A 12843-nucleotide genomic window follows, 5' to 3' on the forward strand; every position below is an offset into this window, starting at 1 on the left:
TCGTACCCTCCTCTCATGTATGCATTAGCTGGATGTAATTTTTTCAATCGTTCGAGATGCTTTTGGTAGTAGTTCACTTTTAGTCATAAAGCTATCTTCCGATGGTGCAAGATGCATTTCCTCATAAGCTTGCATTTCCGCATCAAATTTTGATAGTCCCATTGCGAGTAATGATTTAATCCTCGCCTGCATTTTGGCATAGACTTTCGGAATAACGCGAATGAATTTATCAGCATTCTTATCCCAGTAGGATAAAATCCGCTCCGCATGAGTACTATTGGTGTAGCGCACATGCTTTTCAATCAAGCCATACACTTCATCTACTTCGGATAAATCCTGCAGTCCTTGGATATGAACCATTTCTGGATTTACCTTTTCTCGGAACGTTCCATCCTCATCAAATATATAGGCGACTCCACCAGACATTCCTGCGGCAAAATTTTTACCCGTTTCACCTAAGACTACGACTCTACCACCAGTCATATATTCACAGCCATGGTCACCAACACCCTCTACCACAACATTTGCACCACTATTCCGAACACAAAAGCGTTCACCAGCGATACCATGTATAAACGCTTCCCCTGATGTCGCTCCGTAGAAGGCAACATTACCGATAATGATATTCTTTTCTGGCTGGAAGGTGACGACTGGATCTGGATGTACGATGATTTTCCCGCCTGACAATCCTTTTCCAACAAAATCATTCGCATCACCAGTTAGCTTCAAGGTAATCCCTTTTGGAATGTAAGCACCAAAGCTCTGTCCCGCTGAGCCACTAAAGTTTAATGTGACCGTATCCTCTGGCAAACCGGCTTCCCCGTAATGCTTTGTAATTCTACTACCTAACAAGGTACCCGTTGCCCGGTGGATATTTCGAATGGCGGTAGTGAAATTCACACGTTTCCCTTCTTTAAATAACCACCTGCAATTTGGTATTAACTCCTGATAATCCAAGGTTTTGTCAATTCCGTGATCTTGTTCTATCCTTTTGTAATTAGCGGTATTTCGCGTATGCTCTGGCTGATACAATAAAGCCGTTAGATCAATTCCATTTGCCTTCCAATGATCAATTGCCTCATTCGCCTCCAGAATATCAGTACGCCCAACCATTTCCTCAATAGTTCTAAACCCTAATGCCGCCATAATCTCCCTTGTTTCCATCGCGATGAATTTCATGAAGTTCACAACATGTGCCGGATCTCCAGCAAAATTTTTCCGGAGTTCTGGATTTTGCGTCGCAATCCCAACAGGGCATGTATCTAAATGACAAACACGCATCATGACACATCCTAAGGCAACTAACGGAGCAGTTGAAAAACCAAATTCCTCGGCACCAAGTAACGTCGCGATTACGACGTCACGTCCAGTCATCATCTTCCCATCCGCTTCCACCGCAATTCGGTCACGCAATCCATTTAGAAGTAAGGTTTGGTGTGTCTCGGCTAATCCGATTTCCCATGGCAGCCCAGCATGCTTTAGACTTGTATTTGGCGCTGCACCTGTGCCACCATCATAGCCACTAATTAACACATGATCAGCACGTCCCTTGGCTACACCTGCGGCTATTGTTCCAACACCGACAGCAGATACTAGCTTCACACTAATCCGGGCTTCTGGATTCGTATTTTTCAAATTGAAAATTAACTCTGCTAAATCTTCAATCGAATAAATATCATGGTGTGGTGGGGGGGAAATTAATTCCACACCTGTTGTTGAGCCACGCACTTCGGCCACCCATGGGTATACCTTTTTACCTGGGAGATGACCCCCTTCTCCAGGCTTCGCACCTTGTGCCACTTTGATCTGGATCTCATCTGCATTCACTAGATAACTACTCGTCACACCGAATCTACCAGAGGCAACTTGTTTAATCGCACTCCTTCTTAAATCACCATTTTCATCTGGTGTATAGCGATCACTCGATTCGCCGCCTTCACCAGAATTACTTTTACCACCTATGCGATTCATTGCAATTGCAAGTGCTTCATGTGCTTCTTTACTAATCGCCCCAAAGGACATGGCACCTGTCTTAAACCGAGCACAAATCGCCTCAACTGACTCCACCTCGTCGATTGGAATTGGTTGTCGTTGCTTAAATTGGAGCAATCCTCGTAATGATTGTAGATTTTCTTTTTCATCTGTCAGCATATTGGAATAGGTCTTGAACAAATCGTAGTCACCAGATCGAACCGCATGCTGGAGGGTCATGATTGTTTTCGGATTGTATTGATGATCTTCTCCACCTGCTCGGTACTGGTAATCATCGCCTTCCTCAAGTGACTCATTACCGCCTCGGTTCTCCTTGAAGGCTTTCTCATGCCGAAGCATTACTTCCTTTTGAATAATACTTAACCCGATTCCACCCAATCTGGAGGCTGTTCCTGTGAAGTATTTGTCCACGACCTCGCTTGCAATACCGATTGCTTCAAAAATCTGTGCACCTCGGTAGCTTTGAATCGTAGATATTCCCATTTTGGATAAAATCTTTACAATCCCATCCGTAACAGAAGCAATATAGTTCGCTATTGCTTGTTCTGGTCCGTATGTGTCTATTTCCCCGTTTTCTACCAACGATTGGATCGTGTCAAATGCAATATACGGCGTGATTCCTTCTGCCCCATAGCCGATTAGGGCTGCAAAATGATGCACTTCTCTTGGTTCCCCAGACTCTATTAAAATACTTATCTTTGTCCGTACACCTTTTCGAATGAGATAGTGGTGTAATCCAGACACCGCCAACAATGACGGAATGGCTGCACGTTTTTTGTTCATGCCTCGATCCGATAAAATTAAAAATGTAGCCCCTCTGGAAACAGCTTTATCCGCCTCTTTTAGCAGTGCTTCTAATGCTTCCTCCATACTCTCGTTCCCGTTGAATAAAATGGATAATGTGACAGACCGGTAGCCATGAATACGTTGCTTTCTTAGCTTTTCTAATTGCTGGGCTGTCAGTATCGGCGTCTCCAACCGAATTCGTTTACAGCTTTCTGGTCCTGGATTTACTAGGTTTCCTTCTGGTCCAATGGTTGTTGTAGTCATCGTAATTAGCTTTTCACGAATGGCATCAATAGGCGGGTTGGTTACTTGAGCAAATAATTGCTTGAAATAACTAAATAATAATTGTGGTTTCTTGGAAAGTACGGCAAGTGGTGCATCATAGCCCATCGAGCCAATCGGATCCTTCCCTTCCGTTACTAGCGGCTTGATGATCTTGGTCAGTTCTTCTCGTGTATATCCAAAAGCAATTTGTTGTTCGACTAGTGTTTGCCCACGATAAACCGGCTTTTGTAATTTGGGATTGGGAATATCATGAATATCCTTTAGCTCCATTAACCATTCTTTGTACGGCTCTTGTGAGGCAACCTGTAATTTAATCGTTTCATCTGGGATAATAATTCCCTTTTCTAAATCAACCAGAAGCATTTTCCCTGGCTGTAAGCGACTTTTATATAAAATATCGTCGGCAAAAATATCTAATGCACCTACCTCTGAACCGAGTACAATCATGCCATTTTTCGTAACATAATAGCGGGCTGGTCTTAGCCCATTTCGGTCTAAACAGGCACCAATCTGATTGCCATTTGTAAACACGATTGCACTTGGTCCATCCCACGGCTCCATTAATGTACTATGAAACTCATAAAAGTCTCGTTTCTCTTCTTTAATGGTTTGGTCATTGGCCCATGGTTCTGGAATCATCATCATGGCTGTATGTGCTAAGGAGTAACCTGAGAGATGTAAAAATTCAAATGTATTATCAAACATAGAAGAGTCGCTTCCGTCCGCATCAATCACAGGTAAAATTTTTTGTAAATCATCCTCATCAAAATAACGTGAGTGACAAAGCTTCTCTCGTGCCTGCATCCAGTTCACATTTCCCCGTATCGTATTAAATTCACCATTATGGATTGTGTAGCGATATGGGTGTGACCGTTTCCAGCTCGGAAACGTATTCGTACTAAAGCGAGAGTGCACGATTGCAAGTGCGGATTTAAAATCGGGATGGTTCAAATCAATGTAGAAGGAATCTAATTGTTCTGGGATTAGCATTCCTTTGTAAACGATTGTTCTAGATGACAAACTACAAATATATGTTTCATGATAGGAGGTGTTTTGTTTTATTACTTGTTCGATTCGTTTGCGAATGACAAAGAGTTTTCGTTCAAAATCCTGCTGATCGCTGATGTCAGCTGATTTTTGAATAAAGGCTTGGCGGATGGTTGGTTTGCTTTTTGTTGCTACGGTTCCGATGAACGATTCATTCAATGGCACCGGTCTCCACCCGAGGAATACTTGACCCTCTGCTTCTGTGATGTCCTCAATAACTTGCTTACACGCAATTCGGGTATCAAGGTCATTTGGTAAAAATACCATTCCGATTGCATAATCACCTTCATTCGGAAGGGTAATGCCTTCTTTTCTACATTGCTTTTGGAAAAATCGGTCCGGTATTTGGGTTAGGATACCTGCCCCGTCACCTGTGCTCGTATCGGCAGATTGGCCCCCACGATGTTCCATATTACACAGCATGTTAATTGCATTTTGAACGATATTATGTGATTTCTTTCCATTTACATTAGCAATCATCCCAATTCCGCACGCTTCGTGCTCGAATTCCGGACGATATAATCCTTGAGCTTCTGGGTATCCAGTTTGCGTCATCACAACAGCTCCCTTCCATTGTTGTATAAAGAAGGCTTATGCCAAAAAGCAATAAGCCGTTATGTACGTATTATTAATTTTTCACTATTCGTCTTGCTAAAAAGCAGGTTGATAATAGTTTAACACAAATACTTTCAATACGCAATATTCAGAAATTTATATTTATACAAACTGTTGCTGTGTCTAGTTTTGAAAACGCTAACAAAATAATGGATACCATTAATTTTTATTCATAGTTCATGCATAAGCGTATAAGTGGACTCCTTTCAATAAAATACTTATCATTGCTTACTAAGGAACTATCTTAAAGGAGTGATTCAATATGATGTCAGAACAAGCAAAGACTTTTTCCAATATACCATTATCTGTTCTCGATTTAGCACCAATTAATGAGGGCAGTAATGCTAGCGATTCCTTTAAAAACAGTGTTGATTTAGCGCAACATGTTGAGAATTGGGGATTTAATCGATACTGGCTAGCCGAACACCATAATATGCCTGGCATTGCCAGTTCAGCTACTGCTGTCGTGATCGGACATATTGCAGGGGCTACGAAACATATGCGCATTGGTGCTGGAGGAGTTATGTTACCAAACCATGCAACATTAGTAATCGCTGAGCAATTCGGGACATTAGAATCCCTATATCCAGGGAGAATTGACCTTGGATTAGGTCGCGCACCTGGAAGTGATCAGGCTACAGCCTATGCATTGCGCCGAACATTAAATATGAGCGTAGAAGACTTTCCAATGCAGGTTAATGAACTACAGGATTACTTTTCTGAAAAACCAATTTCACGTGTGATAGCAGTTCCTGGTCAAGGGTTAAACATTCCGATTTGGTTGCTCGGTTCTAGTGGATTTAGTGCACAACTAGCAGCGCAAAAAGGACTTCCATTCTCCTTTGCAAGTCATTTCGCACCAGCTTATTTATCCGAAGCACTGCATTTATATCGCAGCAGATTCCAAGCCTCGGAAGTGTTAGAAAAACCATACGTTATGCTTGGCATTAATGTCATTGCAGCCGATACAAACGAAGAGGCGGAGCGAATTGCCTCATCACAAAAACAGCAATTCCTAAATCTTCGTAGAGGCATGCCAACAAAGCTGCTTCCACCTGTCGATAATCTGGAAGAAATCTATTCCCCTGCTGAACTAGCAGCTGTACAGCAGACACTTGATCCGAAGACAACGATTGTTGGAGATAAGGAAACGGTTAAGAAGGGATTAGAAAGCTTTATTCAAGAAACAGGAGCAGATGAATTAATTATCGGCTCTCAGATTTTCCACCAGAAGGATCGATTACGGTCTTATGAGATTGTTGCGGAATTGATGAAGTAATAGCTAGCTTAACGAAATCAGCGTTATCCTGGTAGACTGGATAACGCTGATTTTTTATTCCTTTATGGTAAGGCCTAGCATCCGCGCAAAACCCAAAGCCTGATCGGTGGACACGATACAGCCTTGCATACTCTCTAACGAAACCTGCATTCTCGTAAATGAACAGGTTGATAAGTCAACACCCGTTAGTCTCGTATTAGCGAAATTCGCCTCTTCTAGATCACAATTCTGATAGTCTACTTTTTGAAACTTACATTCGTATAAATCACTATTTTTCATTGCACATTCTATAAATCTTACTTGTTTAAGCTTGGAATAACCGAAAGAGCTCAAGTTCAGCTGACAGTTATCAAACAGCACATTTCCTAAGGTGGATTCGGTCATCATTACGCCGATAAGCTTTGAATGATTAAATTCAACACGGTGAATACTTCCACCAGTGAAATCTGCATTGGATAGGTCGCAATGGTCAAAAATACAATCGGTAAATTCGATGTTGGTGAAATCTGAGCCTTCAAACTGTACATGGTCGAACGTTACTTGATCAAAGGCGATGCGGGCCATGTCTTCTCTCGTAATCACGCAGTCTTTAAATGTGCAGTTGTCATAATAGCCCCCGTCGATTGCTTCGAAGGTTTTTGTTGGTAAGTCGTGTGGTAGTTTGGGTCGATCTAGTTTAAATGCCATGGTATCCTCCATTTATGTGTAGTAAAAATGCCACTAGATATGATTTGGGCGCACTTGACCCGCTCCGGAAATATACTTCGCTTTCCGCGAGGGGCTGGTGAGCCTCCTCGCGCTGACGCACTGCGGGGTCTCACCGGGGCCCTTCCTCCCGCAGGAGTCTTCGTATATTCCCTACGCTAGGGTAGTACCCATTGTTCATCTTTTTGCTGTATATCATCTTACTTTTATATAGCTTCTATCTAGTTACGATTTATTTTTCAAAAGCTCTTTTATTTCTGCTAATTCCTGCTGTAGTTCGGCTAGTTTTTTGTCGGTGGGGGTTGGGGTTTCTTCCCGTGATGCTTCTTCTACGTTGTTTACGATAACTCCAACAAAGAGATTAATAATGACAAATGATCCGATTAAAATAAAGGTTACGAAATACCACCATGAGGTTGGGTCTTCTGCGAGGATTGGTCGCATTACACCACTAGCCCAAGATTCTAGCGTTATTACTTGGAAAAGTGAAAGAAGCGAATCATGTAACGTTCCAAAGTATTCTGGCGCAATGGTACTAAATAACATCGTACCAATAACCCCATAAATATAAAAGAAAATACCAAGCAATAACACAATTGTTCCCATCGATGGAATGGTTAGAATTAATGCGTTAACCATTTTTCGTAAGGATGGGATCACCGATACGGCACGCATGACTCGCAGAACTCTTACTACACGAAGAACAGTTACATAATGGCTACCTGTCAACAGGTGACCAAGTGCAATAATCACCACGTCAAATAGATTCCATGGGTCCTTGAAAAAGTTTGAAAATGACTTCCTTCCAATTAATCGAATAATAATTTCAATCGTAAATACCCATAGTAAAAATCTATCTCCTATGTAAAGCAAATCACCGTATTTATTAGCGATACCTGTGTATGTTTCTAATCCTACTAGGATTGCATTTATCATAATCAGGAAAATAATCGTATTGGTAAAAATAGGATGTTCGGATAATTTGCTGCATGCTTTTTTAAAATTAGCCACGAAATCTCCTCCTCTGTCTTTCACCATTGTACTTTTCACACGACTTTCTGTCATTATATCTTTTAGTTGTGAGGAGAAAAAATATTTTATATTGGCTCTGTTAGTGATAAGTCCTTCTCAAATTCAAAAGACCAGTCAACATCTATTGACTGGTCTAATATGGCAAATGAATATTTATCGATAAGACACTTCTGTAAATACATTAATCATTCAAGTTTAACGCTAAATCTTTTTCTTTACTGGCAACCAAATCTCACTATATACATTTTCCGATGTACCATTGTGCTTTGTAAAAGAAATTCCAGGTATATCTGCAACTTCATAATCTGAAGAAGGCAACCATTTAGAATATATATTTGCAGTAGTTTCCTGAAGCGTAGAAGGGAATAGTCCTTGGTTAGGGAAAATTGCCCATAAACTTTCTTCAATAGAAATTTGCTCTAAATCATCGAATGGGTTGTCTTTTGTAGTTGCAAAACCAAGCATATGTGTTAAAAAGCCTTTTTCTTCCAAGAAACCCCATTGATATTCCTCCTCTTATATCGATATAGAATGTAAATTTGGGAAATGATTTTTGAATTTTGTTTTTAGTTACTTCTGAAGGTAAAAAACCACTCCATTCACGAAACGCTCTTGAAAATCCTTCTATAGATTGATAGCCATATTTATAGGCAATATCCGTCACTTTTGCTCCGTCTATTAATTCCACATTCGCAACTGATAATCTCCTATTTTTGATATACTCATTCAATGACATTCCAGCCATATACGAAAACATTCTTCTAAAATGATAATCGGATAATCCTACAATTTTGGCTATATCATTTCCAGAGATATCTTCCGTTAAATGCGTTTCGATATAATCCATCAACTTATTGAATTCTTGTAACATCCATTTCCCTCCTTTGTAACTACATGTTATCGTTAAATTTAATTATGCACTCGATTTTTTCTATACGGAGTTTATCGAAAGCCGTCTTCCCACTTAAACAATCATTCCATAACATTCTATATTAGTCATCTATGACGTAACATTGCTACTAGTAGTGTAAGGGGAGTTTATTGTGAGGAAATTTCATTTGCTACAATAGAACAAATTTGTCCTGTTCTTGAATGCTTAGAACAAGGAGCGCATTTTCCTTACATACAACAAAAAAGGCATAAGGAGTAGTTGCCTTATGCCTTACATAAGAAGTAAAAGTAGACTAGCTTCCTGCAACCTTTTGAGCAATTTCAATAGTGCGCTTCGTTTGGTGCTTAACAGCAGCCTGTACGTCTTCCACCATTTTTCCATCCTGTCCTTGTGATACACTTGTGCCATATGGATTACCACCAGCACCAAACAATACTTGATCAGTATACCCAGGCGGAACAATAATTGCACCCCAGTGCATCATGGACGTATAGAGAGCAAGGATCGTCGCCTCTTGACCGCCATGGGCATTTTGAGCAGATGTCATTGCACTGACTACCTTATTGACGGTTTTCCCTTGTGCCCAAATCCCGCCTTGAATGTCTATAAATTGCTTCATTTGGGAGGCAACATTACCAAATCGTGTTGGTACACTAAAGATTAAGGCATCTGCCCATTCAATATCTTCAGATGTTGCCTCTGGTACATCCTTCGTTTCCTCAACATGGGCTTTCCATGCTGGATTGGATTCAATTGCCGCTTGAGGAGCAAGCTCGGGAACCTTTACCACTTTAACCTCTGCACCCGCCTCCTTACCCGCTTCTTCTGCCCATTTAGACAGTTGATAATTTGTACCGGTTGAACTGTAATAAATGACTGCTAGTTTAACCATATGCATTTCTCCTTTTCAATCATTTCCTAGACTTAAGTACGGATTTACCCTTCTATTATCTGTCAAGCTGTCTTATTTATAACTAAAAAATCAGCACCAGAAAATTCTTTTCAAAGTTAAAACACACAAAAAGAGGAAACCCTAGTCTTTCATCCTGAGTTTCCTCTTTATTATTTGTGCCAGCCTTTTTCCTTAAAACGCGAAATTGCTTCGATCCGATTACTTACGTTTAGTTTATCTAAAATAATCGATACATAGTTTCTGACCGTCCCTGTTGTAAGGAAGAGCTGATTGGCAATTTCTTTTGTGTTTTTTCCATCGGCAATCAGTTTAATGACCTGCTCTTCTCGGTCTGTTAACGGATTATCCTCTTTGCTATAGGCAATATCAATTAATTCTGGGGCATATATTTTGCGACCATCCATTATAATACGAATGGAGTTTGCTAGTTCTTCACTTGGACTGTCTTTTAATAAATAGCCACTCACATTTGCATTGCGGGCACGTTCAAAATAGCCGGCTCTTGCAAAGGTTGTTAGAATAATAACCTTACAAGGATAATCCTTTAATTCCTCCGCTACGTCTAACCCGCTTTTTAGAGGCATCTCGATATCCATAATGCAAATATCAGGCTGAAGTTTGGTTACCAGTGTTAGTGCTTCTTGTCCATTCCTCGCCATGCCAACCACTTCCATATCTTCCTCAAGGTCCAGTAACGAACCGAGCGCTCCAAGCAGTAACCGCTGATCTTCCGCAATTACAATACGAATCATAATAATCTCTCCTCTGATAGTTGTTGAATCACATTTGGAGTCTTTATAGAAAGTTTCGTACCCTTAATATTTTCAATTTCTAGGCTTCCGTTGACAAAGTCTAACCGTTCTCTCATGCCGCGGAGACCATGTCCTTTTAACTGTTCAACATTCACGATACCAACCCCATCATCCTGAACGATTATACAAACCTCTCTTGGTGTTTGCTCAATGAAAATGGTACATGTATTTGCTTTACTATGTTTTACAATATTCGTAACCGCCTCTTTTAAACACATACTCAGTACATTTTCTACTAGTAATGGTATGTGCGCAAGCTCTGGATTACCCTTTAGATGGAAAGTCATCTCCGCTGCCTCAATTATCTGTTGAACATGGACAACCTCGTCCTTAAGTCTCGTTGAACGCATATCAGAAACCATTTCTCGAACTTCCTTCAGGGCAGTTCTTGCCGTCTGATTAATATCGTGTATTTCCTTTTGTGCTTTTTCAGGATGCTTATGAAGCAATTTTTCAGCCAGGTCACTTTTCAACCCGATTAAGGAAAGCTTTTGCCCTAATGTATCGTGTAAATCACGAGCAATACGCTGTCTTTCTTCTACAACCATCAATTGAGAAATTCGTTTATTCGCATCTGCTAATTGATGCTCCAGTTTTTCCCGTTTGATTCGATTATACATTGTAAAGGGCAATAAGATAACACCAATCACACTGATTATAATAAATGGCAACTGGGTAATAAGCATCTGGCTTTGTGTAAAAAAGGCAATACTTGTTGCTGAAATGGTTGTCACTAGATGTACAACGTAGAGTGTTATAAATCCTGCTTTGTTCTGAATATTACCGATAAAAAAAGCAAGGAACAAGGAAAAGTACACAAATCCAAAATACAGTGTCATTCCTATACTTATTACCATCTCTATCGCAAACGAGACATACACTGTCCATCCCTTTTTGATAAACGATAACCGGTATGAAGTAAAAAACAGTACAATCATGATGAAACCAATCAGGACTTCAATAGGTGATGAATACCGAATAATGAAGTAGAAAGGAAGGATACAAAAAATAATCCAAATATAAATACTAAGACCGGTATTCTTTGAAAAGATATGGTACCAATTTTGCATATGCTTCCTCCTACGCTAATCTTTGCTCTGAGTATAGCACAGATATTGAGCATGATGAGAGAACTAACGGAATCGCTCGTTCTTCAGCGATTCCGCTAGTTCTTCTCATGCCTTCGGGAAAAACTGTTCTGTTATACTTATCCTAGGCAAAATCCAATGAAGAGCTTTTGGTTATGTTTATTCTTCTTGAACACTAGCCCTAGTAGTAATTTTTAATTCTGGCTTTTTATCCTTCAAGTATTTTTTTATTTCCTTAAAAGATATAAACGATTTACTTGATTGATCATACAGCCGGAACCGTATTGACTTCAAGCTGGATGCTAGTGTGATGGTAGTTGCTTTTTGTAACGGTGGTGTAGACTCATGTGCCTTTTCCAAATTATAATTTGGTACCCTTGGACTTAAGTGATGGACATGATGAAAGCCTATGCTCCCGGTTAACCATTGGATAATCTTAGGAAGCTTATAGTACGAGCTACCATCAACCGCTGCTTTTACATAATCCCATTCTTCTTCATTCTCAAAATAAGAATCCTCGAATTGATGTTGTACATAAAACAGCCAAATACCTAGTGCACCAGAAACAAATAAGATTGGGAGCTGCACGATTAGAAATGCTTGCCATCCAATTGCCCATATTAATAACGCATAGATTAAAGCTATGGAGAAATTAATAAGGTACGTATTCATTCTTTCCTTTCGTCTTGCACCTTTGCGATTAAAGCGATTGGAAACGAAGAATAAATAAATTGGTCCTAGTCCAAACATCACAATTGGATTACGGTAAAGGCGATAAGCCAACCTTCCCCAAAATGACGCTGCTACATATTCATCTACTGTCATGACCCATACATCACCCGTTCCTCGTTTATCGAGGTTACTACTTGTAGCATGATGAATGGAATGGCTCCATTTCCATTTTTCAAAAGCAAAATGGGTAATGACTCCAGTGATTGTACCTAAAATCCGATTAGCTTTTTTGTTTTGGAAAAATGACATATGTGTACAGTCGTGAAAGATAATAAACGTTCGAACCACAAAACCTGCAGCAACGATGGATAAAGCAAGACTTAACCATATGGATACCGCTATGCTTTGATAGGCGAGAAACCAAAGAAGAAAATAAGGAACAATTGTATTGATTATTTGAAACACACTTGCCCTTGTATTTGACGTTGCAAACGGTGATACACTTTTTCTTAATTCTGCTTGTTTTTGTTTGCTCATTTCCTTTTCCTCCAATGTTCATTATTGTTATTATTTATAATAAGTGCTACAACGTTTATCGATAAGTCATATTTGTCAGGACTTAAATGTGATAAGTGTCATATGTTTTTATACCAAAAGGAATTTATTGGTTCTGCTTAGTAGTTAATTAGTATAATGAATTTATATAGAGCGAAGAGGAGGAGTAG

At 39.9% G+C, this 12843-nt stretch carries 8 protein-coding genes and 1 pseudogene; 1 reads left to right on the top strand and 8 read right to left on the bottom strand.

Annotation, left to right across the window (positions count from 1 at the left end):
• Positions 1–24 precede the first annotated feature (24 nt).
• Positions 25–4665, bottom strand: coding sequence for a glutamate synthase large subunit (gltB, locus tag JF53_RS13515; protein ID WP_083443636.1), 4641 nt, complete (start codon positions 4663–4665; stop codon positions 25–27).
• Positions 4666–4987: 322 nt separating this feature from the next.
• Between gltB and JF53_RS13520 the strand changes: the two genes are divergently transcribed.
• On the top strand, positions 4988–6004 hold the full coding sequence (locus JF53_RS13520; protein ID WP_047980366.1) for an LLM class flavin-dependent oxidoreductase: 1017 nt from the start codon (positions 4988–4990) through the stop codon (positions 6002–6004).
• A gap of 54 nt (positions 6005–6058) precedes the next feature.
• Here the strand turns inward: JF53_RS13520 and JF53_RS13525 are convergent, their stop codons facing one another.
• The 7 genes and pseudogenes from JF53_RS13525 to JF53_RS13555 form a co-directional block, all read right to left on the bottom strand.
• Positions 6059–6691, bottom strand: coding sequence for a pentapeptide repeat-containing protein (locus JF53_RS13525; protein ID WP_053071857.1), 633 nt, complete (start codon positions 6689–6691; stop codon positions 6059–6061).
• Positions 6692–6934: 243 nt separating this feature from the next.
• The gene (locus JF53_RS13530; RefSeq protein ID WP_157052526.1) at positions 6935–7720 is read right to left on the bottom strand and encodes an ion transporter; all 786 of its coding nucleotides are present in this window, start codon (positions 7718–7720) and stop codon (positions 6935–6937) included.
• 222 nt (positions 7721–7942) lie between these two features.
• Positions 7943–8612: pseudogene (locus JF53_RS13535) on the bottom strand (AraC family transcriptional regulator).
• A gap of 313 nt (positions 8613–8925) precedes the next feature.
• Positions 8926–9531 (bottom strand): NAD(P)H:quinone oxidoreductase, encoded by a 606-nt coding sequence (gene wrbA, locus JF53_RS13540; RefSeq protein WP_047980364.1) that lies wholly within the window; start codon positions 9529–9531, stop codon positions 8926–8928.
• A 164-nt stretch (positions 9532–9695) separates the two neighbouring features.
• Positions 9696–10298: a response regulator transcription factor gene (locus tag JF53_RS13545; RefSeq protein WP_047980363.1), complete on the bottom strand. Its 603-nt coding sequence runs from the start codon at positions 10296–10298 to the stop codon at positions 9696–9698.
• The gene (locus JF53_RS13550) at positions 10295–11428 is read right to left on the bottom strand and encodes a sensor histidine kinase (RefSeq protein ID WP_047980362.1); all 1134 of its coding nucleotides are present in this window, start codon (positions 11426–11428) and stop codon (positions 10295–10297) included. The genes JF53_RS13545 and JF53_RS13550 overlap by 4 nt, the downstream gene beginning before the upstream one ends.
• A 177-nt stretch (positions 11429–11605) precedes the next feature.
• Positions 11606–12655, bottom strand: coding sequence for a fatty acid desaturase (locus JF53_RS13555; RefSeq protein ID WP_047980361.1), 1050 nt, complete (start codon positions 12653–12655; stop codon positions 11606–11608).
• Positions 12656–12843 lie beyond the last annotated feature (188 nt).

It is taken from the genome of Ornithinibacillus contaminans, assembly GCF_001038425.2.
GTDB lineage: Bacteria > Bacillota > Bacilli > Bacillales > Amphibacillaceae > Ornithinibacillus > Ornithinibacillus contaminans.

Excerpts from the sequence above, each read along its gene's own strand:
- gltB (WP_083443636.1), bottom strand. The coding sequence starts at position 4,665 with ATGACGCAAACTGGATACCCAGAAGCTCAAGGATTATATCGTCCGGAA.
- JF53_RS13520 (WP_047980366.1), top strand. The coding sequence starts at position 4,988 with ATGATGTCAGAACAAGCAAAGACTTTTTCCAATATACCATTATCTGTT.
- JF53_RS13525 (WP_053071857.1), bottom strand. The coding sequence starts at position 6,691 with ATGGCATTTAAACTAGATCGACCCAAACTACCACACGACTTACCAACA.
- wrbA (WP_047980364.1), bottom strand. The coding sequence starts at position 9,531 with ATGCATATGGTTAAACTAGCAGTCATTTATTACAGTTCAACCGGTACA.
- JF53_RS13545 (WP_047980363.1), bottom strand. The coding sequence starts at position 10,298 with ATGATTCGTATTGTAATTGCGGAAGATCAGCGGTTACTGCTTGGAGCG.
- JF53_RS13550 (WP_047980362.1), bottom strand. The coding sequence starts at position 11,428 with ATGCAAAATTGGTACCATATCTTTTCAAAGAATACCGGTCTTAGTATT.
- JF53_RS13555 (WP_047980361.1), bottom strand. The coding sequence starts at position 12,655 with ATGAGCAAACAAAAACAAGCAGAATTAAGAAAAAGTGTATCACCGTTT.